The sequence below is a fragment of the Streptomyces sp. NPDC003943 genome, from assembly GCF_053605265.1.
In genome coordinates, this window is sequence record NZ_JBSGIW010000024.1 from 36,529 (window position 1) to 62,651 (window position 26,123).

Here is a 26,123-nt window from a genome sequence, read left to right on the forward strand (position 1 = left end):
AGATGTTGCCCTATGGGGCGATGAGGCGTCCGGCGGTGTCCGCTTCCGCCGGGACACCGCTGCGAAGAGTCGCCCGAGTGATTGGCCGAGTACGGGGTCGGTTCCGTGATCGTCACCGAGGGAGAGGCCCTCCCCAGCATCGTCACCGACGGCGACCTCGCGCTGGCCGCACTCGTGCGGGGCCTCGACGCGGACGACGTGATCGATTCGCTGATGACCTCGCCCGTGATCACGGTGGACGTCACCGACGACATCCACGTGGCCTACCGGACCTTCCGCACGGCCGCGACCGCAGTCTTCCCGGCCGTTACTCCCCCCCCGTTACCTTTTTCGTGGATCCGCAATGGGGCCTCCGGCCTTCGGTTCCGGCATGACTTCCCCCCTTGTTGTCCATGATCCGGGGGGGGTGGTGTCACCGGGCCCGGAGGCATCGACAGACCGCTGAAGAGGGGCTTGAGCACCGGCTTCACCCAAGGCCGGAAGAGCTCTCCGTAACGTGGATGTGGCAGCTCGGTGCCCAGGCAAGGCCGGACGAAAGCGTGATGGAGGGGCCTGCACGTGATCGACACCGGCAACATCGACGTCTTCCTCGGCCTGGACGTCGGCAAGGGCGAACACCACGCCACCACCGTCACCCCGGCCGGAAAGAAGGCGTTCGACAAGCGCCTGCCCAACACCGAGCCCAAGCTCCGCGAGCTGTTCGCCAAGCACGGAACCGTGCTGGTCGTGGTCGACCAGCCGGCCTCCATCGGTGCCCTGCCGCTGGCCGTCGCCCGCGACATGGGCTGCCCGGTCGCCTACCTGCCCGGCCTGACGATGCGGCGGATCGCCGACCTCTACCCAGGCGAGGCCAAAACGGACGCGAAGGACGCGTTCATCATCGCCGACGCCGCCCGCGCGATGCCCCACACGCTGCGGGCCATCGACGGCGAGGACGAGACCATCGCCGAACTGGAGATGATCGTCGGCTTCGACGACGACCTGGCTGGCGAGGCCACCCGGGTCGCGAACCGGCTGCACGGCCTGCTGACGCAGATCCATCCGTCGCTGGAACGGGTGGGGCCTCGGTTGCAGCACCCACGCTGATGGAACGGTTCGGGTCACCGGCCCAGATACGCAAGGCAGGACGGCGGAGGCTGGTCACCCTGCTGCGGCCGAAGGCGCCGAGGATGGCCGAGCGGCTGGTCGAGGAAATCTTCGTCGTCACCGTTCCCGGCACCGAGGCGGCCGCGCTGATCGTCCCGAGCCCGGCCGGAACCCTGACGAGCCGCCCTTGACCGGCGGAAACTCCTGGCCGGGCGGATCGAGGACCTCCTGGAGGTTCACCCTCTTTCGAAGGTCCTGACGTGCATGCCGGGCATCGGCGTCAGGACCGGAGCCAGGATCCTGATCGAGGTCGGCGACGGCAGCACCTTCCCGACCGCCGGCCACCTCGCCGCCTACGCAGGACTCGCCCCTGCGACCCGCAGTTCCGGGTCATCGATCCGCGGCGAACAGCCCTCCCGGAGAGGAAACAAGCAGTTCAAACGAGCCTTCTTCCTCTCCGCCTTCGCCGCCCTGGGCGACCCGGCATCGCGGGCCTACTACGACAAGAAGATCGCCCAGGGCAAGCACCACACCCAAGCCCTGCTCTGCCTCGCCCGACGACGGGAAGATGTCCTGTTCGCCATGCTCCGCGACGGCACCTTCTACGAACCCCGGCCCACGGCCGCGGTCACATGACCAGCGGCTCAGCCAAGAGGACGACCCGGTCGGCCTCGACATCGAAGCCGAGTACCGGATGGCCGGCATCGCCCTCCGGATCCATCAGCACCGGCTTGCCCAACCGCCGCCCGATCTCCCGAAGGAAGCCGCAGAACACATCAAGCCGCTCCTGCCCCTGCAACTCCCGCACATCGACGTCGAAGTCGACTTCCTCCTCGACAAGGAACCGGAAGATCACCAGAACATCGGGAGCCGGCCAGACCCGCAAGTACGGGCACTCAGCGTCCGCCGGGCGGGACAGCACGGTCTCCGCCCGGGGCACCGGCAGCACCGTCGCCTCTTCGGAGTACTGGCACTTCCAGCCCTTCTCCGCGACAAGATCGAGGACGGCCTGCCAGTCCTCCACCGAGGCATCCGGGACCCGCACGTCCGGCAGCGACCCCATCAAGTCCGGATCGAAGAAACAGCTCACGTCATCCCACAGCAGATCAGCCACTCCGCCATGCTGCCCTGCCCCCGGCCCAACGCAGCCCCGTTTCCCTTGACCGAAGGGATAGGGGCACCCCCCGTCGAACTCCGGCAGCTAGCTGACAGCCGCCGACTGTCAGCTATCTCGGCGTCTCCGGCCGCGCCGCCAACACGGCCACTCCGGTGGGCACATATAGGGGACGTCACCCTGGCATCACCGCAGAGGACCGCACCGCCGAGGCTAACGCCCCGTTCAGGCCAGCCAACAGCCCGGACCGGCGTCCTCGACGCAGGAGACAAAAGGGCCAACCGTCCTGCTCGGTCACACGTTGCGACCGAGCGTTCGATCGGCTCAGTCCGGCCAGGTAGGAGCTCAACGATGCCTGCCGCAGCGGGCAGCTCGGCGCCCGAGACTCAGCGTGCGTCGTGCCTCCGCTTACGCCGTCCACGACAGATGCGGGGCGACGGCCACGGTCGCCAGCTGGCCGCCTGCGGTCCGGCCGAGCCAGACAGTAGTCGTGCCCGCTCCAGCACCGCTTCAGGTACGCGTGGATCATCAGAACGACACCAAGCCGCTCCCCCACAGCGAAGACGGCCGCCAGATAGACGGACCTCTCTGGTCCAGCCTCACTACGGCGCTCACACCTTGCCCAGATCCCCCTCCCGACGATCAGGGGCAGCCCCAGACGGCACGGCACCCAGGCCACGGCTCCCGGCCCGCTCCACGCAGCCGTCGAGTGCACCGGCCAACCACGGCGCTCAGTCACATTGCTGTGACGAGCAACGCCAGGTGCCCTCTGGACAACTTCGATGCTCAGGAGCCGCCCGTACGATCAGGATGTGGTGCCCAGAGGCACCACACGATTGCGCTCTTCGCCCGGAAGACGAGCCAGCAGTCGCGTGACCTGGCTGAGGTCATCCTCGTTCACCGTCACCTCTCACCCGCGAGGTCGAGATCACGCCTGGGGGCCTCGGCAGGATCCTGCGCCGGCTGGAGCCGACGCCACGGGTCCGCGATCGGATGGGACGCCTCGCGCCACCAGGCATCCGCGGGCACCTTCCCCGCCGGCTCGAACGGCTCACCCGGCCGCGGCAGCGCCACCGCCTGGCCGGCCTCCTCGGCCTCGTACTTCGTCCACTCCCCCGGCTCGGCCCACGGGTGCGGGGCCAGGTTGAAGGTGCCCCAGTGGACCGGCAGCAGCACGCCGTGCGGGCTGCCGCCCTGCAGGTCGAGGTGGGCGAGCAGGCCCTCGGCCGGGGTCATGTGGATGTCGGGCCAGTACTCGGAGTAGGCGCCGATCTGGATCATGGTGGCGTCGAAGGGGCCGTGGGCCGCGCCGATGTCCTTGAAACCGGAGAAGTAGCCGGTGTCGCCGCTGTGGTAGACGCGGTGCGCGGGGCCCTCGACGGCCCAGGAGGCCCACAGGGTGTGCTGCTGGTTGCGCAGGCCGCGGCCGCAGAAGTGGCGGGCGGGGGTCGCGGTGAGGCGCAGGTCGCGGACGGTGGTGGACTCGGTCCAGTCGAGCTCGCGGATCCGGGCGGCGGAGACGCCCCAGCGCTCCAGGTGGGCGCCGACGCCGAGCGGCACCGCGAAGACGGTGTCGGTGCCGGCCAGCGCCTTGATCGTGGGCAGGTCGAGGTGGTCGTAGTGGTCGTGGGAGATCACCACGACGTCGACCGGGCCGAGGGCGGCGAGCGGCACGGGGACGGGGTGCAGCCGCTTGGGTCCGACGAAGGCGAAGGGCGAGCAGCGGTCGCCCCAGACCGGGTCGAAGAGCACCCGGTGCCCGTCGATCTCGGTGAGGACGCTGGAGTGGCCCATCCAGGTGAGCCGCAGCCCGGTGGCCGGCGGCCGGGCGAGGTCGGCCAGGGTGGTGGGGTGCACGGGGATCCGGCCGGCCGGGGCGCGCTTCACCCGGGCCTCCTTCTCGAAGTACACCTTGGCGAACTCGACGGCCCCGCCGGACGGCCGGTGCCGGGCGGGCTCGGGGTTCACGAAGACCCCGTCGGCGAAGTTCGGGGAACGGAGGATGCGCTCCCAGCGCTCCCCCGCCGCGTCGGCGCCGAAGGCCGCGGGGCGCAGCGCGCGCAGCCGTGCCCGCAGCGTGTGGTCGGAGCCAGTGCCGGTCACGAGACCTCCTGAAGTCGAGGATCTCCCCATTATGAGCGGCTCGCGCCGTCCCGCGCCGGGGCCGGGTCCCAGTGGGGTGCCTTTCCGGGATTTGCCCTGGTCACGCGCTGTGCAGGGTTGTGCCGGAGGCGGCGAGGGCGCCGTGGGCCCTCGCCGCGAGCTCGGGCTGCCGTGACCGTCGTGGCGCGCGCGGGGTCGGCCCGGGGCCGTCGCGGCGCGAGGCCGGCTCGTACGTCCAGGAGCAAGCGGCGGGCCCCCTGGCCCACGTCAGCAGGCCAGCGCGAGCGGCGGGCGCCAGACGCGGCCGTCCCCCGCGATGCCCTGCGTCGGCGTGTACGACAGCGGTACGACGTGGGTGGCGGCGGCGGCCTCGTTGCGGGTGCCGAGCCAGAGGTCGATGATCTGCCACGGGCGGCCGTCGAGCACGACGACCGTCCTCGGCTGGCCGCCGCAGCTGTTGCCGTTGAAGATGCGGCGCCCGTACGCGGGTGCGTTCCAGCCGACGTTGCCGGGCGCGGTCCAGCCGGAGTAGAGCGAGGGCGCGGTGGCGTAGCCGATCGGGGTGCCGGCGCAGTATCCGCAGGCGGGATCGGCGTACGTGAGGACGTAGTGGCGCTGTACGGCGTCCCAGTAGCCGCCCGGCCCCTCGACCTGGCTGAGCCCGGCGACCTTGTGCACCCCGACGCCGTGGCCGCCGGTGCCCAAGAGGTCGACTTCCTCGATGTCGATCTGGGCGCTGCAAGCGTGCGTGCAGACGAGGGCGGGGCGGCCGCCGGGGGCGCCGGAGGCGATGAAGCCGAAGTCGCCGTTGCCGGTGCAGAAGGAGAGCGCGCGGGAGCGCGGCGAGGAGCGCGGTCGCGGCGAACAGGAGGCTGAGAAGGGCGACATGGGCGCGACGTACATGCACGAGTGATGATTATCAGACAAACCATCAGATTTCGTTCCGGACGCGCGTGTCGTGGGCCGCCGCCACCGTCCCCCCGGGGCCGCCGACGGGTGTTGTCAGTGCCGCTTGGTACAAATTCTCGCGTCAGCCGATCAACGCCGTCCGGCCTCAGGTCCGGTGTCTGGAGCAAGACATGACCATTCGGGATTACCTGCGCGAGTTCCACGGCCTGCCCGTGTTCCAGTTCCCCGTGCCCGGCGTGCCGGCCGAGCTGCCCGACCCCGACGCGGTGGCCTGGCGGCTGTTCGCGGCGACGTACGCCGAGGACGACGACGAGCTGTGGCAGCCGCTGTTCGAGCGCTTCCTCGCCACCGTCGACACCACGCGGGTGCGGGCGATCGTCGTCGGCGGCTGGGACGAGGCGTACGACACCTCCTCGGCCGCCATCGTCGAGGCGCTCGCGGGCGCGAAGGACCGACTGCCGGCGCTTGAGGCGGTGTTCCTCGGCGACATGCTCTCCGAGGACTGCGAAATCTCCTGGATCATGCAGTCGGACGTCACCCCGCTGCTCGCCGCCTACCCCGGGCTGCACACGCTCGCCGTCCGCGGCGCGAGCGGTCTGGAATTCCCGCCGCTGCGGCACGAAGGGCTGCGCCGCCTGGTCCTGCAGACGGGCGGACTGCCGGCCTCCGTGGTGCGGGACATCGGTGCCTGCGACCTGCCCGCCCTGGAGCACCTGGAGCTGTGGCTCGGCCGGGACGACTACGGCAACGACACCACGCCCGCCGACCTGGAGCCGATCCTGGCCGGCACCCGACTGCCCGCGCTGCGGTATCTGGGGCTGCGCAACAGCGACACCCAGGACGACGTGGCCGCCGCCGTCGCGAGCGCCCCGGTCGTGTCCCGCCTGGCCGAACTCGACCTGTCCATGGGCGTGCTCACCGACAAGGGCGCCGAGGCACTGCTCGCCGGCCAGTCGCTCACCCACCTGAAGCGGCTCGACCTGTCGCACCACTACGTCTCCGAGGAGACGGCCGAGCGGATCACGGCCGCGCTAGCGCCGCACGGCGTCGACGTGGACGTCAGCGACCGGCAGGTCCCGGACGAGTACGACGGCACGCTCTACCGGTACACCGCGGTCGGCGAATGAGCCCCGCCGCGAGCCTCCGCCCCGTCGTCGTCGGCAATCCCGGCAACCGTCGGGTCCGCCTCTTCCAGGACGCGGTGCGCGCCGCCGGCCTGCCCGCGGCGCGCGTCGTGCCCTGGCTCGACGTGCTGCGCGGCCGCGCGGGGTTCCGGGCCGGGGAGACCGTCCGGGTCGACACGCCCGGCGACGACGAGGCGGTCGACCGGCTGCTGCGCGGCGCGGACGACCCGGCCCGGGTGGAGGGCTCGCGGCGCTGGTACGAGCGGTTCACGAGCGAACTGTCGGCGCTCGCCGTCCGGGTGGGCGAGGCCGGGGCGGCCCTGGTGGACGATCCCGCCGAGACGGCCGTCCTCTTCGACAAGCGGCTGACCCATGGACGGCTGCGGGCCGCCGGGGTCCCGGTGCCGGACTCCCCCACCTCGGGCCCGGCGGCGCCGGCCGTACGGGGCTGGGCGGACGTGCGGGCGCTGATGGCCGAGGCCGGGCTGCGCCGGGTGTTCGTGAAGCTCGCGCACGGCTCCTCGGCCTCGGGCGTCCTCGCGGTCGAGACGGCCGGCGGCGGCCGGGTGCAGGCCACCACCTCGGTGGAACGCGACCCGGACGGCCGCCTGTTCAACTCGCTGCGGGTGCGGCGCTACGGCACCGAGGGCGAGGTCGCGGCGATCGTGGACGCCCTCGCCCCCGACGGCCTGCACGTCGAGCGCTGGCTGCCCAAGGCCGCACAGCACGGGCGCGCGGCCGACCTGCGGGTTGTCGTCGTCGACGGCCGGGCCACCCACGCCGTCGTCCGCACCAGCCGCTCCCCCATGACCAACCTCCATCTGGGCGGCGCCCGCGGCGACCTGGCCGCCGCCCGGGACGCGATCACCGCGGCCGGCGGCCGGTTCCAGGACGCGCTCGCGGTCTGCGAGGCGGCGGCCGCGGCCTTCCCCAGCACCGGCTGCGTGGGCGTCGACCTGCTGCCCGGCACCGGCTGGCGCCGCTTCGCCGTCGGCGAGGTCAACGCCTTCGGCGATCTGCTCCCCGGGCTCACGGGCCTGCCTGGCAGCGGCGCCGAGGGCCTGGACACCTACGCGGCCCAGGTCGCCGCCCTGCTCCGTACCCGATCCACAGAAACCAGCACGCCGTGAACACCATGAACACCACCGAGCGCGCCCCCGACATGAACGAGATCGTGGGCAGCCACGACCTGCTCCTCGTCACCCTCGACACCCTGCGGTACGACGTGGCCGCCGAGCTCGCCGCCGCGGGCCGCATACCGAACCTGGCCCGGCATCTGCCCGGCGGGGCGTGGGAGCGGCGGCACGCGCCCGGCAGCTTCACCTACGCCTCCCACCAGGCCATCTTCGCGGGCTTCCTGCCCACTCCGGCGGCGCCCGGCCCGCATCCGCGGCTCTTCGCGGCCCGGTTCGCGGGCAGCGAGACCACGGCGGACGGCACCTTTGTCTTCCACGACACGCCCGACCTGGTGTCGGCGCTCGCGCACGAGGGCTACCGAACGGTGTGCGTCGGCGGGGTCGGCTTCTTCAACGGGCAGCCGCCGCTCGGCTCGGTGCTGCCCGGTCTGTTCCAGGAGAGCCACTGGGAGCCGTCGTTCGGAGTCGCCTCGCCGACGTCCTTCGAGTCGCAGGTGGCCCGCGCGGAGGAGGTCGTGGCTCGGCTTTCCCCGGACCGCCGGCTGTTCCTGTTCGTGAACGTCTCGGCGCTGCACCAGCCCAACTGGTTCCATCTGCCGGGCGCGACCCGCGAGGCCGGCGACTCCCGGGCCACCCACGCCGCCGCCCTGGAGTACGTGGACCGGCACATCGGACGCCTCTTCGCGGCGATGAGCAGCCGCCGCGACTGCTTCGCGATCGTCTGCTCGGACCACGGCACGGCGTACGGGGACGACGGCTTCACCGGCCACCGGCTGGGCCACGAGTCGGTGTGGACGGTGCCGTACGCGCAGTTCACGCTCCCCGGACCGGCGACCGGTGACTCCGCTCGCGCCGGGGACGCCAGTCGCGCCGGTGACTCCGCTCGCGCCGGGGAGGAGGCCGCGTGACGACTCCGACCGACACCCCGCGCCCGTACCGCAGTTACGTCTACGCCTATCCGCACAAGACCGCGTACCGTCCGCTGCCCGAGCGGCCGCCACTGGCGGCGCTCTGGGCGGACGAGCCGAAGGACGCGCTCTCCCTCTACGCGCACATCCCGTTCTGCGAGGTCCGCTGCGGCTTCTGCAACCTCTTCACCCGGATCGGCGCCCCGGACGAGCTGACCACCCGCTATCTGGACGCCCTCGACCGGCAGGCGACGGCGGTGCGCGAGGCGCTGGGCGACACGGCGCCGGTGCGGTTCGCCACGGCCGCGTTCGGCGGCGGCACGCCGACCTTCCTCACCGCCGGCGAGCTGGAGCGGCTCTGCGACATCGCCGAGCGGCGCATGGGCGCCGACCTGCGGGCGGTGCCGCTGTCCGTGGAGACCTCGCCGGCCACCGCGACCGCCGACCGGCTCGCCGTGCTCGCCGAGCGCGGCGCGACCCGGCTGAGCATCGGCGTGCAGAGCTTCGTCGAGGCCGAGGCCAGGGCCGCCGTGCGCCCGCAGCGCCGGGCCGACGTCGAGGCGGCCCTCGGCCGGATCCGCGACACCGGCGTGCCGGTCCTCAACATCGACCTGATCTACGGGATCGACGGCCAGACCGAGGAGTCCTGGCGCCGCTCGCTCGACGCCGCGCTGGCCTGGCGGCCCGAGGAGCTCTATCTGTATCCGCTGTACGTGCGTCCGCTCACCGGCCTCGGCCGCGCGCAGGACCCGGCGGCGGCCGACCGGGAGTGGGACGAGCGGCGGCTGCGGCTCTACCGGCACGGCCGGGACCATCTCCTCGCCCACGGCTACGCGCAGGTGTCGATGCGCATGTTCCGGCGCGCCGACGCCCCGCCGCTCGGTCCCGACGACTACGCCTGCCAGACGGACGGCATGATCGGCCTGGGCTGCGGCGCCCGCTCGTACACCTCGGCGCTGCACTACTCCTTCGACTACGCGGTCGGCATGCCGGAGATCCGCCGGATCATCGACGCGTACACGGGCACGGTGGACTTCTCCAGGGCCGAGGTGGGCCGCCGGGTCGACGCGGCCGAGGCGCGTCGCCGCCATCTGCTCCAGTCGCTGCTCCAGGCCGAGGGCATGCCGCTCGCCGACTACACGGCCCGGTTCGGCGGCTCGCCGTTCGAGGACTTCGCCGACGAGCTGGCCCGCTTCGAGAAGTGGGGCTGGCTGGACACCGGCGCCCCGGCCGGGCTGCTGCGGCTCTCGCCCGAGGGCCTGGCGCACTCGGACGGGCTCGGACCGGAGCTGTTCTCGCCGGCGGTCCGGGCGGCGATGGCCGCGTACGAGACGAAGTGACCGGGGGACGCACGGCATGGACCTGACCCTGCTCTACCGGGGGCCGCTCGCCTCCTGCGACTACGACTGTCCTTACTGCCCGTTCGCCAAGCGGCGCGACAGCACGGAACAGCTGCGGGCCGACCGGGCGGCCCTGGAGCGCTTCGCCGGCTGGGCCGCCGGGCAGACCGGGGACCGGCTGCGGATCCTGTTCACGCCGTGGGGCGAGGGCCTGGTGCGGTCCTGGTACCGGCGCACGATCGTCGAGCTGTCCCGGCTGCCGCACGTGGAGCGGGTGGCGATCCAGACCAATCTGAGCTGCCGCACGGAGTGGCTGGCGGAGGCCGACCCGGAGACGGTGGCCCTGTGGTGCACCTACCACCCCGGGCAGACGCCGTACGAGCGTTTCCTCGGCAAGTGCCGGACGCTCGCGGCGCGCGGCATCCGCTTCAGCGTCGGCGTCGTCGGGCTGCCCGAGCACCGCGAGCACGCCCGCCGGCTGCGCGCCGAGCTGCCGGACGAGGTCTATCTGTGGGTGAACGCGGCCGAGGGCCACACCTACACCGACGCGGAGGCCGCCGACTGGACGGCGCTCGACCCGCTCTTCCCGTACAGCCGCCATCCGCACCGCTCGGCCGGGCTGCCGTGCCGCACGGGCGAGTCGGTCGTCTCGGTGGACGGCGACGGGACGGTGCGGCGCTGCCACTTCGTCCGCGCCGAGCTCGGCAACCTCTACGACGGCTCGTACCGCGCCGCGCTGCGCCCCCGGGCCTGCCCGCTCGCGCGGTGCGACTGCCACATCGGCTACGTCCATCTGGAGACGCTGCCGCTGTACGACGTGTTCGCCGGGGGCGTCCTGGAACGCGTCCCGGCGAACACGGCATGGCGGGACGCCCCCTAGAGGGGCGTCTGCAGCGGCATCAGAGCGGCAGCAGGTCGGGGCGCTTGGCCTCGACGTGGTCGCCGGAGCTCTCGCCGCGCAGCCGGCGCCCGATCCACGGGACCAGGTGCTCCTTGGCCCAGTGGATGTCGTCCTTGGTGACCTCGAGGGCGCCCCGCGGCGGCAGCGGCGGCCACGGCTGCTCCGGGTCGGCCGGCACCGGCAGGCCGAGGACCTGGGCGGCGCGCAGCGCGACCCGGGTGTGGCCCTCGGGCGAGAGGTGCAGCCGGTCCTCGTCCCAGGCGCGGCGGTCCTGGACGGACCTGAGCGACCACAGGTCGAGCACGGGGCAGCCGTAGCGGTCGGCGATGGCCCGGACGTGCCCGTTGTACGTGGCGATCTTGCCGCGCAGGTGCTTGAGGAGCGCCACTTCCTTGGTGTCGAAGCCGGTCGTCACCATGACGGTGCCGACGGCGGAGGTCAGGTCGGCGACGGCGCGCTCGAAACGCTCGGCGACGTCGTCGGGGTCGGTCCCGGGGCGGATGATGTCGTTGCCCCCGGCGCAGAAGGTCACCAGGTCCGGGGCGAGTTCCTTCGCCCGTGGGACCTGTTCCGTGACGATCTGGTCGAGAAGGCGCCCCCGTACGGCCAGGTTGGCGTAGCGGAAGGCGTCGTGCTCAGGCAGCTGGTCGGCGAGCAGGACCGCGAATCGGTCCGCCCAGCCGACGAAATTCCCGTCGGGCCCGGGGTCTCCCACGCCCTCGGTGAAGCTGTCACCGATCGCCGCGTACGACCCGAATGCGTTCTTGTCTCGTGATCTCGAATCGTCTGCCACGGGAACTCATCTTTCCCTTATGGATGTGACCTACGCGACCGTAAGGAGGGGTTGACGGCGGGTGACATATGCCACCTGGTAAAGATCGCGCCAATGAGGAATAAGCGAGGCCCCGGCACGTGCTCGTGCCGGGGCCTCGTCACTGACGTTTCGTCAGCGGCGTCAGATGTTGACGCCGTGCTGGCGCAGCGCGGCCAGCGGGTCGATGTCGGAGCCGTAGTCCGGCCCGGTGCGCATCTCGAAGTGGAGGTGCGGGCCGGTGGAGTTGCCGGTCGAGCCGGAGAGGCCGATCACCTGGCCGCCGGTGACGGTCTGGCCGGCGCTCACCGAGATCGAGGAGAGGTGGCCGTACTGGGAGAAGGTGCCGTCGGCGTGCTGGATGACGATCTGGTTGCCGTAGGCGCCGCCCCAGCCGGCGGAGTAGACGGTGCCGGGGCCGACGGCGTGGACGGCCGTGCCGGTGTCGGCGATGAAGTCGACGCCCGTGTGGTAGCCGGAGGACCACATGGAGCCCGGCTGCTTGTACGGGGTGGAGATGCCGCCGTTGAGCGGGACGACCCAGCCGGAGGAGGAGGTCGTCGCGGCCGAAGCCGGGGCGGCGGCCGGAGCGGAGGTGGTCGCGGCGGAGCGCTCGGCGCTGCGCGAGGCGCGCTGCTCGCCGCCGGCCTTGGCCGCGTGGGCCTTCGCCGGGTGGGCCTTCGCCGGGTGGGCCTTGGCGTGGCTCTTGGCGCCGAGGGTCAGCTTCATGCCGGGCAGGATCAGCGAGGGGTTCTCGCCGATGACCTGGCGGTTGTCGCGGTAGAGCTTGTGCCAGCCGCCGGCCAGGTGGTGGTCGGTGGCGATCTTCGACAGGTAGTCGCCGCGGACCACGGTGTACGAGACCGGGGCGGCGGCGTGGGCCTGGGCGGGAGTGACGGCGGCGGGAGTGACGGCGGCGGGGGCCACGGCGGCGACCCGCTGGGGCGTCACGGTCGGGGCGGCCTGCTCGGCGGCGTGGGCGCCGGTCGCGCCGATCAGCGGGAGCGCGACGACGGCGCCACCCGCGCCGGCGGCGACGAACCCGCGGCTGATCGGGTTGGCCTTGGGACGGCGGTGCTTACCCTTCGCGGGCATGGCGAGTTCCTCTCCGTCGCCTGCGAGGTGAGCTGTCGGGTTCGGACTGGAGATGTCCGGCCGCGTGGTCGCGGCTTCACCCCGAGCCGTCCTTCGTGGGTGCTGCATCGAGGGATCGGCAAAGTACCTGGGTCCCCCGCTCCTGCCTGACACGGATGGGTGCGGATTCCGGGCGGCGGCAGGATTCGGCGGTCCGTCCGGATTGAGCGCGACGCTAGACGAGCCGGGTCGACGGGAACAAGCCACGGTTTTTCGGCCACTCTTGATCGAGCGATATCCGGCCGGAATTCCGGTCACCCTGCGTCGATGACGGACCCTCGATTTCCCTTTCCGCGAGGGAATTTGAAAAAGACGATCAGCCACGGTCCGTCACGTTTATGACGCTGCTCACGCTCCGATTCCCATCTCCCCTGCAACCAGGGCGCGTTATCACCAAACCCGCAATACGGACAGATCGCCCATTCCCGCCCGAGGGGGTATGCCGGGGGCGGTCGACCCTGGATGATTGCCCCAGGAGCCGATCTCGAGAGACCAGGAGCAACCTTGACGCAAGCGACCACCGAGCCCGAGCTCGCCGGCGTACGCAACTTCCGTGACCTGGGCGGGCTGCCGACCACGGACGGCCGGGAGGTGCGCCCCGGGCGCCTCTTCCGCAGCGGTCACCTGGCGCACGCCACCCCGGAGGACACCGCGTTCCTCACCACCCTGGCCCTGCACACGGTGTTCGACTTCCGCAACGACGCGGACCGGAAGGTCGAGGGACCGGACGTGGACCTTCCGGGGACACGGAACGTGAACATCCCGCTGAGCGATCCGGCCGACGGCAAGGAGTTCTGGAAGCTGGTGCGCACGGGCGACCTGGCGCAGCTGCGCGAGCTCCTGGCGGACGGCAAGGCCGCGGCCCGGATGTCCGGTTCGTACCGGAAGATGATTGTCGAGAAGACGGCTGAGCACAGCCGGATCCTGCACGCGATGGCCGAGGACAGCGTCCCGGTCCTGATGCACTGCGCGGCCGGCAAGGACCGCGCGGGTCTGGCGATCGCGATATCCCTGCTCGCGCTCGGCGTCGAGCGGGAGGCGATCGAGGCGGACTACCTGAAGTCCAACGCCCCGCACCGCCGCTACAAGGTGCAGCGCAGCTCCACCGCCCCGGACGCCATGTCGCCGGAGGTGATGGAGCTGCTCGCGCCGCTCTTCGACGCGCGGGTGGAGTACCTGCAGGCCGCCTTCGAGGCGATCGAGGCGACCTGGGGCTCGGTGGACGCCTATCTCGCCGAGGGCCTGAAGCTGGCCCCGGAGACCCGGGAGCGGCTGCGCGAGCGGATGCTCACGGAGGCGTAGGGTCCGCGGTTCCGGTCCCGCTACTTCGCCCCCATCGCGAAGAGCAGGTAGAGGAAGGCGGCGAAGAGATGGCCGGCGACCAGATAGGCGAAGAGCCGGAGCACCAGGCCCTTGGGGAACTTGCCCTCACCGCGCTCCTCGCCGGTGACCGGTACGGACTTCTCGGACATGTCGGTCCTTTCTAGACCTAGCGGCGGTGCGGGGTCCCGTCGCCGAGGCACAGCTCGGCGACGGGGCTCTGCATCAGGGTGTGGACGAACAGCAGCTCCGTCCCGGCCTGGGTGGCGGCACCGATCCGGTGCGGGGTGAGCGAGTCGAAGTGGGCGCTGTCCCCGGGATCGAGGACGTGCACCGCCTCGCCGAGCGCGAGCCGCACCCTGCCTTCCAGGACGTGGATCCACTCCTCGCCGGGGTGGACGCGCACGATGTCGGCGCGGGTGGCGTACGGGACGTGGACCCGCAGGCACTGCAGGGCGCGCCCGGCGCCGCCGGCCTGGCGGTAGATCCAGCCGTCCGCCTCGACCGGCTCGGAGCGCCCGGCCCGGACGACCGGGTCGCGCTCCGGCGGCGCCTCGCCGAGCAGCTCGGAGACCGTCGTACCGTAGATACGGGAGAGCGCGAGCAGCATCGGCAGCGAGGGCTGCCGGTTCCCCGTCTCGAGCCTCGACAGATGGGCCGGTGAGAGTCCGGCGCGCTGGGCGGCCGCCTCCAGGGTGAGCCCGCGCCGCCGGCGCAGGGCCCGCAGCTGGGGGGCGACGTCCGGTACGGCGTCGGTGACGTGGTCCATGTGTCCATTGCGCCAGGCTTGTGCCTCTGAGGCAACTTTCTTGCCTCAGAGGCAAACCCCGCTCGACGCGATCCGGTCAGTGCCCGTTCAGCGCTGGGCCACGGCCTGCTTGACCAGCGTCTTTCCGAAGTCCCACATCAGTCCGCCGCCCCCGTGGGCGTCGTCCATGACGGCCGTGAAGGCGGTCACGAAGCGGTCGACGTCCGTCTCGTCGACGATCAGCGGCGGGATGAGCTTGATCACCTCCAGGTGGTCGCCGGACACCTGGGTCAGGATGTGGTGGCGCTGGAGCAGCGGCACCACGACCATCTGGGCGAAGAGTCCCTTGCGGGCCGCCTGGAGCATGGTCCAGCGGCTGCGCAGGCCCAGCGAGGACGGCCGGCCGAACTCGACGCCGATCATCAGTCCGCGGCCGCGGATCTCCTTCAGCAGCTCGTAGCGCGGTACGAGCTCGCGCAGCCGGGAGGCGAGCAGGTCACCCATCCGGCGGACGTGCGCGACGGTGTCCTCGGCCTCCATGACCGCGAGTACGGCGAGCCCGGCGGCCATGGCCTGCGCGTTGGAGCCGAAGCTGGCCGAGTGGACCAGGACCCGGTCCATCGAGGAGTAGACCTTCTTGAAGATCCAGTCCTTGCCGAGGGTGGCGCCGACCGGCACGTAGCCGCCGGAGAGCGCCTTGGCGACGCACACCAGGTCGGGCTCCACGCCGTCCTCGTGCTGGTACGCGTAGAAGTCGCCGGTGCGGCCGAGGCCGGTCTGCACCTCGTCGGCGATCAGCAGCGCGCCGTGCCGGTGCAGGAGATCCTGGGCGGCACGCAGGAAGCCGGGCGGCGCCTCCTGCACCCCCTTGCCCTGGATGGGCTCGACGACGAAGCCGGCCACGTCGCCCCTGCGCAGCTCCCGCTCCAGGGCGTCGAGGTCGCCGAGCTCGATCGCCGTGTCGGGCAGCAGCGGCGCGAAGCCGTCCCGGAAACCCTTCTCCCCGTTGACGGAGAGGGAGCCGGTGGTGAGGCCGTGGAAGGCGTGCGCGCAGTAGACGATCCTGGGCCGCCCGGTGGCGTACCGGGCGAACTTCAGGGCCGTCTCGACGGCCTCGGTGCCGCTGTTGCCGAAGAAGACCCGGTCCAGGTGCGGGCTGTGCGCGAGCAGCCGCTCGGCGAGCAGTCCGGGCAGCGGCGGGCAGTCGAAGCGGGTGAGGTCGGCGAGCTGGGCGTCGAGGACGTCGTGCAGCGCCTTGCGGACGACCGGGTGGTGCCGGCCGAGCCCCATGACACCGAAGCCGGCGAGCATGTCGAGGTAGTCGTTGCCTTCGGCGTCCCAGAAGTGCGCGCCCTCGGCCCGTACGTACGTCCGGTCGAAGCCGATGGTGTGGAGCATGCGCGGGAGCTGGTGGTTGAGGTGGCGGGCGTGCAGCTCGTAGCGCTCGCCGCCGCGCTCGGCGAGCAGCGCCCGCAGGTCGAACTCGCCGGTCATGAGGTGCTGTTCCCGTTGACGGTCTCGCGGATCGCGCGCAGCGACTCCTTGAGGGAGCCCATGGTGGCGAGGACGGCGGTGGGCTCGTAGCCGCAGTGCGCCATGCAGTTGGCGCAGCGCGGGTCCTTGCCGCGGCCGTACTTGTCCCAGTCGGTCTCCTCGATGAGTTCGCGGTACGTGGGGACGTAGCCGTCGCTCATCAGATAGCAGGGGCGCTGCCACCCGAAGAGGGAGTAGTTGGGGATCGCCCACGCGGTGCACGGGAAATCGGCCTTGCCCTCCAGGAAGTCCAGGAAGAGCGGCGAGTGGTTGAGCCGCCAGCGCCGCCGGTTTCCGCCCGCGAACGCCTTCCTGAAGAGTTCCCTGGTCTGTTCGACGCCGAGGAAGTGCTCCTGGTCGGGAGCCTTTTCGTAGGCGTAGGCGGGCGAGATCATCATTTCGTCGACCTGGAGGTCGTCGTTGAGGAAGTTGAGCACCTCGATGACGGTCTGCGGGGTGTCGGTGTTGAAGAAGGTCGAATTGGTGGTGACCCGGAAGCCGCGCCGCTTGGCCTCCTTGATGGCCGCCACCGCCTCGTCGAACACGCCCTCCTTGGCGACGGATTCGTCGTGCCGCTCGCGCAGTCCGTCGATGTGCACGGCGAAGGCGAAGTACGGGGAGGGGGTGAATTCGTCGAGCTTCTTGCGCAGCAGCATCGCGTTGGTGCACAGGAAGACGTACTTCCTCTTGGCTACCAACTGGCGCACGATCTCGTCGATCTGAGGGTGCATCAGCGGTTCGCCGCCGGCGATGGACACCATCGGCGCGCCGGACTCCAGGACGGCGCCGACCGCCTGCGCGACCGGCATCCGCTGCTTGAGCACGCCCGCCGGGTGCTGGATCTTGCCGCAGCCCTCGCACTTGAGGTTGCAGGCGAACAGCGGCTCCAGCTCGACGATCAGCGGGAACTTGTCCCGCTTGCGGAGCTTCTGTTCGAAGAGATAGGTCCCGACCCGGATGGACTGACGGAGCGGCATGGCCATGACTCGGCTCACCTCCTGGGGAGCAGCAAAGAACGGTGCCATTCGAAGAAAGCGGGAAGGACGGCACGGAGAACGCGGAACGCCGATATTCCCCCGCGTACGGTGCCGATCCGGACCAGTTCATGTTCTGGAGCGTCCACGACCACCCGGACGGCCGCAACCGGGCGGGCTCCGGCGCCGGTCGCGGCGCGCAGCGTGGCCGCGGACTCCATGTCGACGGCGATGGCCCCGCCGGCCCGTAGCGCGGCCCGCTCGGGGCCGCGGACCACGTGGTCGGAGCCGGTCAGCGGGCCGGTGTGGACGGTGCGTCCGGGCAGGGCGCGGGCGAGCGCCTTGACGAGCAGCTCGGTGCCGACGCAGGGCGTGGAGCCGTCGGCGTCACGGGTCTCCTCGGCCACGACGATGTCACCGGGGTGCATGCCGGGGGCGAGCCCCGCGCAGAAGCCGGAGGCGATGACGGCCGCGTCCCGCCAGGGCTCGCGGGCCAGCGCCCGGGAGACGCCCCGGCGCGCGTGCGCCGGACCCATCCCGGTCCGCACCACCGCGAGCGGCGCGGGCGCCCCGGCCCGGTCGCCGCTGCGCAGCGCCAGCTTCTCGATGCCGAGCGCACAGGCGACGACCAACGGCGGCACGACGAGCCCGGTCCGCGGCGCGCGGCCGCCCGCCCCGCTCCGTACGGGATCACCGAGCCTGGCCCGGACGGGGTCGCCGTCCCCGGCTCGTACGGGATCGCCGGCCTCGGCCCGTACGGCATCGGCAGCCCCGGCCTGCACGGGCTCGCGAACCCCGGCCTGCCCGGGATCGCCGGCCCCGGTCCCTGCGCCGCCGTCCCCGGCTCGTAGGGGATCGCCGGCCCCGGCCCGTACGGCTCCGGATTCGGCCCTGGGCCCCGGGGCGGCCTCGGCCGGTCCCGCGGCGCCCTCGGCGCCTCTGGGGCCCTCGGCGGCCGGGTCCCGGGCCATCAGGCGCCCTCCCGGCCGTGTGGGCCGGGCAGGCCGTGCAGGACGGGCTCGCCGTTCACGTAGCGGCCGAGCGCGGTGAGCGGGAAGACCTGCCGGTAGAGGTGGTAGTTGATGGAGAAGTCCCACGGGAAGCCGGTGCCGGTGAAGTACGGCTCGTCCCAGGAGCCGTCCGCGCGCTGCCGCTCGACCAGCCAGGCGATCCCGCGCCGGACCGCGTCGGAGTCCCGCTCGCCGGCCGCGAGCAGGGCGAGCAGCGCCCAGGCGGTCTGCGAGGCGGTGGAGGTGCCGTGGCCGATCCACTGCGGCATCCGGTACGAGCGGAGGTCCTCGCCCCAGCCGCCGTCCTCGTTCTGCACGGACACCAGCCAGCCGGCCGCGCGGCGGATCGCGGGGTGGTTGCGCGGCAGCCCGGCGGCCACGAGGGCCGGGACCACCGAGCCCGTACCGTAGACGTAGTTGACGCCCCAGCGGCCGAACCAGGCGCCGTTCGGCTCCTGTTCGGCGAGCAGCCACTCGACGCCGCGCCGGGTGCGCGGGTGGTCGGCCTTGCCCTCGTAGGCGAGCATCTCCACCACATGGGCGGTGACGTCGGCGGACGGCGGGTCGATGACCTCGCCGAAGTCGCAGAACGGCAGCCGGTTGGGGAAGGCGCTGGTGTTGTCGGCGTCGAAGGCGCCCCAGGCGCCGTTCTTCGACTGCATGCCGGCCGTCCACCGTGCGCCGCGGCGGACGGCCGCCTCCACGCGGTCCGGTTCGGGGTGCTTCACCCGGCGCAGCGCGAGGATGACCTCGGCCGTGTCGTCGATGTCCGGGTAGTTGTCGTTGTGGAACTCGAACGCCCAGCCGCCCGGCGGGAGTTCGGGCCTTCGCACCGCCCAGTCGCCCTTGCGCGTGATCTCTTCGCCGAGCATCCAGTCGGCGGCCCTGACCAGCGCCGGGTGGTCCGGCGGCACGCCCGCGTCGGCGAGCGCGATGGTGGCGAGGCAGGTGTCCCAGACCGGGGACTGGCATGCCTCGACCATGCGGGCGCCGTCCTCGCGGGTGACCGCGAACCGGTCGAGCGAGGCGAGCCCGGCCCGCATGACGGGGTGTTCCAGGTCGTAGCCGAGCAGGTGCAGGGCGATGACCGAGTAGACGGCGGGCGGCTGGATGCCGCCCCAGCAGCCGTCGTTCTCCTGGCGTTCGACGATCCAGCGGGCGGCCACGTCCATGGCGATCTTCCGCAGCCGGCGCGGGGCGACCTTGCGGTAGAGGTGCAGGCCCTTGTCGACGCGCTGGAAGAATCCGTCCCAGCTCGTCAGCGGGGCCTGCGGCCTGACCGGGTTCGGGCGGGCCGGGTCGGTGTGCAGTTCGTCGAGCGGGAAGGGGGCGGGGCGCACCGGCCGCTTGGCGGAGACGACGGTGAGCGGCACGATCGTCTGCCGGGCCCAGCAGCCGAAGTCGTAGAGGTTGAGCGGGAACCAGCTCGGCAGGAAGACCAGCTCGGGCGGCAGCTCGGGCAGGTCGTCCCAGCGCCACCAGCCGAAGAGCGCGAGCCAGATCCGGGTGAAGACGCGGGCGGCGGCGATGCCGCCCCGGTCGCGGATCCAGGCGGCGGCGCGGGCCATGTGCGGGGCGTCGGGGAGGTCGCCGGCGAGGCGCAGGGCGACGTACGCCTCGACGGTGGCGGAGAGGTCGCCGGGCCCGCCGTAGAAGGTGGCCCAGGTGCCGTCCTCCTGCTGCCGGCCGCGGATGAAGAGGGCGGCGGCGCGGGTGGTGTCGGGGTCGAGGATCCCCAGGAACTGCCGGAGCAGCAGGTCCTCGGCGTCCATGGTGACGTTGGTCTCCAGGTCGCCTTTCCACCAGCCCTCGGCGTCCTGGCGGCCGAGGAGGTGCTCGACGGATCGTTCCGCCGCCCGCTTGGCGGCCTCGTCGAGTCCGCCGGTGAGGGTGTCGGTGGTCGTGTCGCTGGCCGCGGCTGCCGCCCGGGGTCCCATGGCCCCGGCGCTTCCGTCGGTCGTCGCTGTCATGGCTTCCCCTTCATGCAGTCGGTAGTGCGTAACGCGTACTTCTGCCTTCTCGGGTCTGCCGTCGGCCGGTGCGGGCGGCACCGGCCGGCGACTGCGCAGCTATATCAGAGCGATGGTGATCATCTCTTCCGTACGACGACGAAATCGGCCAGTGCCGTGAGCTGGTCCCGGACCCTGGCCGGCATGTCGACCTCGTGCAGGGCCCGGATGGCGACGGCGTGCTGACGGCGGGCCTCCTGGGAGGTCCACTCCCGACCGCCGGCCGCCTCGATGAGGGCGGCGCGGGCGGCGAACTCCTCCTCCGAGAAGGAGTCGAAGTCCGTGCTCTTGGCGTCGGCCGCGAGCAGCTCGCCGAGCTCCTCGGAGGCCGGTCCGCCGGCCGCGAGGGCGGCGACGACCGGCAGCGACTTCTTGCGCTGGCGCAGGTCGGACCAGGTCTGCTTGCCGGTGGACTCCGGGTCGCCCCAGATGCCGAGCAGGTCGTCGACGGCCTGGAAGGCGAGGCCCAGGTGGTAGCCGTACTCCTCCAGCTTGTCGGCCGTCCGGTCGTCGCAGCCCGCGAGGACGGCGCCGATGGAGGCGGCACAGGCGAGCAGGGCGCCGGTCTTGTTGCCCTCCATCTCCAGGCACTCCTCGACGGTGACCCGCTCGCGGTGCTCGTAGGAGATGTCCTGCGCCTGCCCGTCGATGAGCTTGCGGTTGGCGGTGGTGAGGCGGCGGGTGGCGCGGCCGGCCTCGGCGGTGCCGAGTTCGAGCAGCAGCTCGTTGGCGAGGGCGGAGAGCGCGTCGCCGACCAGGATCGCCTGGGCGGGGCCGTGCACCTTCCACACGGTGTCGCGGTGCCGGCGCTGCTCGTCGCCGTCCATGAGGTCGTCGTGGAGCAGCGAGAAGTTGTGCACCAGCTCGACGGCGACGGCGCCGGGGATGCCGACCTCGGGGGCGGCGCCCGCGGCCTCGGCGGAGATCAGCGCGAGGGCGGGGCGGACGGCCTTGCCGCTGTCGCCCTCGGTCGGGTTGCCCTGGGCGTCGATCCAGCCGAAGTGGTAGGCGGCCACGGTGTTCATGGGCGGCGCGAGCCGGTCGACGGCCGCCCGCATGACGGGCGTGGACAGGGCGCGGCCCCGTTCCAGCAGTACGGCGACATCCGGGGTGTCGACGCCCGGATTCCCCGGGGGCACAGTCGGCACGGTCTCTCCTCTGGTTCCGGTACTCACACTCATGCCGCCTCCTGTAGCGGGTGGTCGTGGTGGCGGCCGAGTGCGGAGAGCGCGGCGCCCGCGGCGCTGAAGCCGCTGCGGACGGCACCCTCCATGGTCGCGGGCCAGCCGGTGGCGGTCCAGGCGCCGGCCAGGTAGAGGCCGGGGGCGTGGGTGCGGGCGCCGGGCCGGAGCCGGCCGACGCCAGGGGTCGGGGCGAACGTGGCGGTCCGCTCGCGCGTGACGAAGAAGTCCCGGACGCCGGCGCCGCGGGCGGCGGGCAGCAGCCGCTCCAGCTCGGGCAGGTAGCGCTCGCGCAGGGCGGCGACCGGCTCGTCGATCTCGTCGTGCGCGGCGGACTGCGAGAGGGCGAGGTACTGGCCGGGGCCGGTGAGCCCGGAGGAGTCGGTGCGGTCGAAGACCCACTGGACGGGGGTGCCGAGCGCGGCGAAGAACGGCCGGCGCAGCACCTTGCGGTCGTAGATCACGTGCACGTTGAGGATCGGCGCGGTGCCGATGTCGAGCAGCCGGTCGGGGTCGTCGAGCGCGCCGTCCGGCAGCAGCTCGCGGGTCTCGCGCTGCGGTACGGCGAGGACGACGGCGTCCGCCTCCAGCGTCTCGCCCGGCACCCGGACCGCCCAGCGGCCGTCGTCGGTGCGGGTGATCCGCTCGGCCTTGGTGCGCAGCTCGATCCGTACGCCCAGGTCGTGGAGGGCCTTGCGGGCGAGGTCGTCGTGGAGGTGGCCGAGCGGGACGCGGGCCCAGCCGATGTCGGCGGCGCCGTTCTCGGAGAGCAGCCCGGTCTTGAACACCTTCGCCGCGAGGCCCATGGAGGCGTGCGGCGCGAGCGCGTTCAGCGTCGCCACCCCGACCAGGTCCCACAGGGCCTCGACGGTGCGCGCGGACTGGCCGTGCCGGCCCAGCCAGGTGCCGAAGTCGATGCCGTCGAGCGCCGGGTCGGCCGGGTCCAGCTTCTTCAGCGCGAGCGCGGCGCGTGCGACGCTCGCCCGCTCGCCGGGCGACAGATGCGGATACGTCGCCAGGCTCCGCGCCAGGTGCAGCGGTACGGGCAGCGCGTCGCGCCGCAGCCGCCCGAGCCGCGGCCCGCGCGGGTGCGCGACGTCGAGCACGGGCACGTCGAGGCGCGGCTGCACGGGCGCCAGGTGGGCGCCGCCGACCCGGTCCAGGAACCAGCTGTACGCGGTGCAGCAGCGCAGGTAGACGTGCTGCCCGTTGTCGACCGTGAGCTCCCCGCGCCGGAACGAGGTCGCGAGCCCGCCGAGCCGCGGCCGCCCTTCGAGCAGCGTCACCCGCAGTCCGGCGTCGGCCAGCTGCAGCGCGCTGGTCAGCCCGGCGAGCCCGCCGCCGACGACGACGGCCCGCGGCCGCCGGTCGCCGTGCCCGCGCACGTCGGCCGCTCCCCCGGTGACCCGGATGTCGTCGGCGGTCATGCGGCCTCCTCTCGGAACGTCGTGTTCAGGGACGCGGGACGGAGACCGCGGGTTGTCCGGGTCGCCCCGGCCGGTCCGGCGGCGCGGGTCCGGCGCGCGTCCGCCCCGGCCTCGCGGCCGTCGGTCGGCAGCGTCCGCGGCGCGACCGCGGCGGAGCGGCAGGCGCCGGTGCCGGCCCGGGACGGGCGCGGCGCTCCGGGGATCGCCGGGCAGTCGCCCGGTCCACCCGTCACGGCGTGCCCGTCGTCGGCCGAGGTGGCGCGGTGGGGCCGGGCGCCGCCCGGGCGGGCCGCACCGTGTGCCGGCCGGCCGCCCGGCGCGCCGGTGCCGGCCGCCGGCGCCGTCCGGCCCGCACCGGAAGCGTCGCACGAAGAGCGCGCGGCCACCCGCGTCATGGCGGCGTACGAGGAGCGCGCGGCGGTCCGCGCCGTGGCGGCCGGGCTCACGCGGGCCTCCTCGTCGTGCGGCGTGAGATGTGGCGGGCGTCGAGGCCCGAGAGTCCCCGGACGGCGACGTACGCCTTCTCGCGGCCGGGGAGGGAGACGCGGCCGCGCAGGACGGCCTCGGGGTCGCGTTCGATGCGGTCGAGGAGGCGGCGGTAGATGCCGGCCATGGCGGCGACGCAGGCGCCGCTGCGGCGGTCGAGCATCGGGAGCAGCCGGTAGCCCTCGGCGAAGAGGGCGCGGGCGCGGCGGACCTCGAAGTGGACGAGGCCGGCGAAGTCGGCGCCCGGCGGCGGGGTGTCGGTACCGAAGCCGTCGGCGCAGCCGAACTTGGCGAGGTCGTCGGCCGGCAGGTAGGTGCGGCCGTTGCCGGCGTCCTCGCGGACGTCGCGCAGGATGTTGGTGAGCTGGAGCGCGAGGCCGAGGGTGTCGGCGTACTCGGCGGCGCGCTCGGAGCCGGCGGCGCCGGGCTGGGTGCCGAAGACGCCCAGCGAGAGCCGTCCGATGGCGCCGGCCACGCAGCGGCAGTAGACCTTGAGGTCGTCCCAGGTCTCGTAGGTCGCGCCGCGCACGTCCATGAGGACGCCGTCGATGAGCTCGTCGAGCCCGCCGAGCGGGATCGGGAAGCGGCGCGCGGCGTCGGTGAGGGCGACGGCGACCGGGTCGGTGTCGTCCTCCTCGATCCGGCCGGCGCGGACGCGGTCGAGGAGCGCCCGGGTGGCCTCCAGGCGGTCCGTCTTGTCGGCGGGCGCGAGCGGCCCGTCGCCGATGTCGTCGACCCGCCGCGAGAACGCGTAGAGCGCCGACATGGCCTGCCGCTTCTCGGTCGGCAGCAGCCGGATCCCGTACGCGAAGTTGCGCGCCTGCGCCCCGGTCACGGCCTCGCAGTAGCTGTACGCGGCCTGGACCGGCGCCGACGGCTGGGACTGTCCCTCCACTGTCCGGCTCACCCCTCTCTCCGCGCCGTGAGCAGGACGGCGCCCGCCCGGCGCATCAGACTCGGTTTGGCGGCCTTGGGCGGCCCGGACAGCACGTCGAAGCCGGCGGCTGCGATCGCGTCGAGCGCCGCGTACCCGCCGGCGGTGAAGCCGGCCAGGAGCAGCCGGAGACGGCCGTGGACGCTGCCGACGAGCGGGACGCCGGCGTCGAGCAGGCCCCGTGCCCGGTCCGCCTCGAAGGCGATCAGGGCGCGCACGGAGGCGCCGGCCGTGGGCCGGGCGAGGTCGTCCTCGGTGACGTGGAAGCGCTTCAGGTCCTCGGCGGGCAGGTAGATCCGGTCGCGGCCGAGGTCCTCGGCGACGTCCTGGAGGTGCTCGACGATCTGGAGCGCGGTGCAGATCTCGTCGGAGCGGCGGATCCGCTCGGGGGTGGCGGTGCCGGTGATGCCGAGGACGAGCCGGCCGACGGGGTTGGCGGACAGCTCGCAGTACGCCACGAGGTCGTCGTACGTCTCGTAGCGGCGGATCAGCTGGTCCTGGCGGTTGGCGGCGACGAGGCCGAGGAACGGCTCCGGGGTGAGCCGGCAGCGCTCGACGGTGGGGCCGAGGGCGCGGAGCAGCGGGTGCCGGGCCGGGCCGTCGGCCGGGTCGAAGACCCGCATGAGGTCGGCCTCGAAGGCGTCGAGCATCGCGAGCCGGTCGTCGGCCCGGTCGGGGTCGACGCCGAGGTGGCGGGCGTCGGCGCCGCCGGATGCGAGGTCGCCGTCGCCGATGTCGTCGACGAGGCGGGCGAAGCCGTAGACGGCCATGAGGTCGTCGCGCCAGGCGCGCGGCAGGAAGAAGGGGGCCACGGGGAAGTTCTCGCCCGCGGCCTTGCCGAGTGTGGTGCGCGAAGCGGCGTCATCGGGGCGCACCTGCCGGGTTCCCGTCACCGGCCGCTGCCCGACGCGGGGACGGCGACACCCTCGTGGAGCTGGAGATTCTGCGTCATGGCCGTCACATCTCCCGTTCTACACCGCGGATCCAATCCATCCTATTTCGGACACGCCGCCGACACTTGACCGTGGCTCACCGCCCGGCCGTGGGGGCCGCGGGGTATCGCCGGGGTATCGCCCCACTTGCCGCGAAACAGACCGGTCCAGCTTACGTTGCGCGAGGTGCTGTTCCGCGTCCGGGGGTCGGCACGACGCGACGAGGTCGCAGGGCTCGCCAACCCTGCCCCGGCCAGGGGAGGTTCACGGAACGCGGACGTTCGCTCCGGGGCGCTCAGCAGCCCCGGGTCCCGGAGACCACCATCGCCAGGGTGGACTCGACGACGTCGTCCCGGCGCTGGGCCGGCAGCCGCCGCAGCGGGTCCTCCAGGAGCAGCAGCGACAGTCCGTGCACGGCCGACCACGCGGCGACCTCGGCGGCGGGCCGGGCGGCGCGGGGCGGCCGGGCGGTCGCGGCGACGGCCCCGAGGGCGTCGGTGAGCAGGGTGAACGCCCGCAGCTCCGCCGTCCCCGGTCCCTCGGCGGTGGTCTCGGCGTCATCGGCGGGCGGGGTGGAGAAGGCGGACCGGTAGAGGCCCGGCTGGGCGACGGCGAAGGCGATGTAGCCGCGGCACAGGGCGGCGAGCCGGGTTTCGGCGGCGAGGGCGGGGTCGTCGGCGCCGGGGATGCGGGCGGCGGTGCGCTCCATGGCGTCGGCGAGGGCGTGGCGGGCGTGTTCGCGGACGGCGGCGAGGAGCTCGCCGCGGCCTTCGAAGTGCCGGTAGGCGGCGGTGGGCGAGACGCCGACGCGGCGGGCGGCCTCGCGCAGCACGACCCGTTCGGGGCCTCCTTCGGTGGCGAGGTCGACGGCCGCGCAGATGAGGGCGTTGCGCAGGTCGCCGTGATGGTAGGTCTTTCCTCCCGAAATCGCTGCCATGGGCTCATCCTGCCCGATGTTGACCGCATGAACATTCCGGGCGGGTCCCCGACGCGCGAAAACCGG

24 protein-coding genes, 1 pseudogene and 1 riboswitch are annotated in these 26,123 nt (G+C 72.9%); of the genes and pseudogenes, 8 read left to right on the forward strand and 17 right to left on the reverse strand.

What is annotated here, in order from left to right; all coding sequences use genetic code 11:
* Positions 1–105 precede the first annotated feature (105 nt).
* Positions 106–396 carry a hypothetical protein gene (locus ACWEV0_RS13125; protein ID WP_453149129.1) on the forward strand — a complete coding sequence of 97 codons (291 nt, stop codon included), beginning with the start codon at positions 106–108 and terminating at the stop codon, positions 394–396.
* Positions 397–558: 162 nt separating this feature from the next.
* Positions 559–1,722, forward strand: a pseudogene (locus tag ACWEV0_RS13130) (IS110 family transposase).
* Here ACWEV0_RS13130 and ACWEV0_RS13135 read toward each other — a convergent pair.
* The 3 genes from ACWEV0_RS13135 to ACWEV0_RS13145 all read right to left on the reverse strand — a co-directional run bounded on the left by ACWEV0_RS13135 (position 1,715) and on the right by ACWEV0_RS13145 (position 5,191).
* Positions 1,715–2,200 (reverse strand): hypothetical protein, encoded by a 486-nt coding sequence (locus ACWEV0_RS13135; RefSeq protein ID WP_453149131.1) that lies wholly within the window; start codon positions 2,198–2,200, stop codon positions 1,715–1,717. The pseudogene ACWEV0_RS13130 and the gene ACWEV0_RS13135 overlap by 8 nt on opposite strands.
* Positions 2,201–3,103: 903 nt before the next feature.
* Positions 3,104–4,303, reverse strand: a complete 1,200-nt coding sequence (locus ACWEV0_RS13140; protein ID WP_453149133.1) for an MBL fold metallo-hydrolase — start codon at positions 4,301–4,303, stop codon at positions 3,104–3,106.
* A 267-nt stretch (positions 4,304–4,570) separates the two neighbouring features.
* Entirely contained in the window at positions 4,571–5,191 is a 621-nt protein-coding gene (locus ACWEV0_RS13145) for a hypothetical protein (RefSeq protein ID WP_453149135.1), read from the reverse strand.
* 191 nt (positions 5,192–5,382) lie between these two features.
* Between ACWEV0_RS13145 and ACWEV0_RS13150 the strand changes: the two genes are divergently transcribed.
* From ACWEV0_RS13150 to ACWEV0_RS13170, 5 genes are read left to right on the forward strand one after another with little or no spacing between them, the layout of a single operon-like run.
* Complete coding sequence (locus tag ACWEV0_RS13150) at positions 5,383–6,339, forward strand: STM4015 family protein (protein WP_453149136.1); 957 nt, start codon at positions 5,383–5,385, stop codon at positions 6,337–6,339.
* Entirely contained in the window at positions 6,336–7,466 is a 1,131-nt protein-coding gene (locus ACWEV0_RS13155) for an STM4014 family protein (protein WP_453149137.1), read from the forward strand. The genes ACWEV0_RS13150 and ACWEV0_RS13155 overlap by 4 nt, the downstream gene beginning before the upstream one ends.
* Positions 7,467–7,498: 32 nt before the next feature.
* The gene (locus ACWEV0_RS13160; RefSeq protein WP_453149191.1) at positions 7,499–8,380 is read left to right on the forward strand and encodes an STM4013/SEN3800 family hydrolase; all 882 of its coding nucleotides are present in this window, start codon (positions 7,499–7,501) and stop codon (positions 8,378–8,380) included.
* Positions 8,377–9,720 carry an STM4012 family radical SAM protein gene (locus tag ACWEV0_RS13165; protein WP_453149139.1) on the forward strand — a complete coding sequence of 448 codons (1,344 nt, stop codon included), beginning with the start codon at positions 8,377–8,379 and terminating at the stop codon, positions 9,718–9,720. The genes ACWEV0_RS13160 and ACWEV0_RS13165 overlap by 4 nt, the downstream gene beginning before the upstream one ends.
* Before the next feature lie 16 nt (positions 9,721–9,736).
* Positions 9,737–10,600 carry an STM4011 family radical SAM protein gene (locus tag ACWEV0_RS13170; protein WP_453149141.1) on the forward strand — a complete coding sequence of 288 codons (864 nt, stop codon included), beginning with the start codon at positions 9,737–9,739 and terminating at the stop codon, positions 10,598–10,600.
* A gap of 19 nt (positions 10,601–10,619) precedes the next feature.
* Here ACWEV0_RS13170 and ACWEV0_RS13175 read toward each other — a convergent pair whose 3' ends face one another.
* Both ACWEV0_RS13175 and ACWEV0_RS13180 read right to left on the reverse strand, forming a co-directional pair.
* Positions 10,620–11,414 (reverse strand): SGNH/GDSL hydrolase family protein, encoded by a 795-nt coding sequence (locus tag ACWEV0_RS13175; RefSeq protein ID WP_403789742.1) that lies wholly within the window; start codon positions 11,412–11,414, stop codon positions 10,620–10,622.
* A gap of 162 nt (positions 11,415–11,576) precedes the next feature.
* Positions 11,577–12,527, reverse strand: a complete 951-nt coding sequence (locus ACWEV0_RS13180) for a M23 family metallopeptidase (protein ID WP_453149143.1) — start codon at positions 12,525–12,527, stop codon at positions 11,577–11,579.
* 4 nt (positions 12,528–12,531) lie between these two features.
* A riboswitch (cyclic di-AMP (ydaO/yuaA leader) is annotated at positions 12,532–12,699 on the reverse strand.
* Between the two features lie 329 nt (positions 12,700–13,028).
* Here ACWEV0_RS13180 and ACWEV0_RS13185 point away from each other — a divergent pair.
* Complete coding sequence (locus ACWEV0_RS13185) at positions 13,029–13,868, forward strand: tyrosine-protein phosphatase (protein WP_453149144.1); 840 nt, start codon at positions 13,029–13,031, stop codon at positions 13,866–13,868.
* 20 nt (positions 13,869–13,888) lie between these two features.
* Here ACWEV0_RS13185 and ACWEV0_RS13190 read toward each other — a convergent pair whose 3' ends face one another.
* The 12 genes from ACWEV0_RS13190 to ACWEV0_RS13245 all read right to left on the reverse strand — a co-directional run bounded on the left by ACWEV0_RS13190 (position 13,889) and on the right by ACWEV0_RS13245 (position 26,057).
* Complete coding sequence (locus tag ACWEV0_RS13190; protein WP_389206824.1) at positions 13,889–14,038, reverse strand: DUF6126 family protein; 150 nt, start codon at positions 14,036–14,038, stop codon at positions 13,889–13,891.
* 17 nt (positions 14,039–14,055) lie between these two features.
* Positions 14,056–14,655 (reverse strand): helix-turn-helix domain-containing protein, encoded by a 600-nt coding sequence (locus tag ACWEV0_RS13195; protein WP_453149146.1) that lies wholly within the window; start codon positions 14,653–14,655, stop codon positions 14,056–14,058.
* An 87-nt stretch (positions 14,656–14,742) separates the two neighbouring features.
* Positions 14,743–16,128 (reverse strand): aspartate aminotransferase family protein, encoded by a 1,386-nt coding sequence (locus ACWEV0_RS13200; protein ID WP_453149148.1) that lies wholly within the window; start codon positions 16,126–16,128, stop codon positions 14,743–14,745.
* Positions 16,125–17,150: an adenosyl-hopene transferase HpnH gene (gene hpnH, locus ACWEV0_RS13205; RefSeq protein WP_453149150.1), complete on the reverse strand. Its 1,026-nt coding sequence runs from the start codon at positions 17,148–17,150 to the stop codon at positions 16,125–16,127. The genes ACWEV0_RS13200 and hpnH overlap by 4 nt, the downstream gene beginning before the upstream one ends.
* 8 nt (positions 17,151–17,158) lie before the next feature.
* The gene (locus ACWEV0_RS13210) at positions 17,159–17,782 is read right to left on the reverse strand and encodes a phosphorylase family protein (protein WP_453149192.1); all 624 of its coding nucleotides are present in this window, start codon (positions 17,780–17,782) and stop codon (positions 17,159–17,161) included.
* 329 nt (positions 17,783–18,111) lie between these two features.
* Positions 18,112–20,121, reverse strand: coding sequence for a squalene--hopene cyclase (gene shc, locus ACWEV0_RS13215; protein WP_453149151.1), 2,010 nt, complete (start codon positions 20,119–20,121; stop codon positions 18,112–18,114).
* A gap of 119 nt (positions 20,122–20,240) precedes the next feature.
* Positions 20,241–21,341 (reverse strand): polyprenyl synthetase family protein, encoded by a 1,101-nt coding sequence (locus ACWEV0_RS13220; protein WP_453149152.1) that lies wholly within the window; start codon positions 21,339–21,341, stop codon positions 20,241–20,243.
* Positions 21,338–22,768, reverse strand: coding sequence for a hydroxysqualene dehydroxylase HpnE (gene hpnE, locus ACWEV0_RS13225; RefSeq protein ID WP_453149154.1), 1,431 nt, complete (start codon positions 22,766–22,768; stop codon positions 21,338–21,340). Before hpnE ends, ACWEV0_RS13220 begins: the two co-directional genes overlap by 4 nt.
* Positions 22,765–23,214: a hypothetical protein gene (locus ACWEV0_RS13230; protein ID WP_453149156.1), complete on the reverse strand. Its 450-nt coding sequence runs from the start codon at positions 23,212–23,214 to the stop codon at positions 22,765–22,767. The genes hpnE and ACWEV0_RS13230 overlap by 4 nt, the downstream gene beginning before the upstream one ends.
* Positions 23,211–24,161 carry a presqualene diphosphate synthase HpnD gene (gene hpnD, locus ACWEV0_RS13235; RefSeq protein ID WP_453149158.1) on the reverse strand — a complete coding sequence of 317 codons (951 nt, stop codon included), beginning with the start codon at positions 24,159–24,161 and terminating at the stop codon, positions 23,211–23,213. Before hpnD ends, ACWEV0_RS13230 begins: the two co-directional genes overlap by 4 nt.
* Positions 24,158–25,081, reverse strand: coding sequence for a squalene synthase HpnC (gene hpnC / locus ACWEV0_RS13240; protein ID WP_453149160.1), 924 nt, complete (start codon positions 25,079–25,081; stop codon positions 24,158–24,160). The genes hpnD and hpnC overlap by 4 nt, the downstream gene beginning before the upstream one ends.
* 334 nt (positions 25,082–25,415) lie before the next feature.
* Positions 25,416–26,057 (reverse strand): TetR/AcrR family transcriptional regulator, encoded by a 642-nt coding sequence (locus ACWEV0_RS13245; RefSeq protein ID WP_453149162.1) that lies wholly within the window; start codon positions 26,055–26,057, stop codon positions 25,416–25,418.
* Between the last annotated feature and the right edge of the window lie 66 nt (positions 26,058–26,123).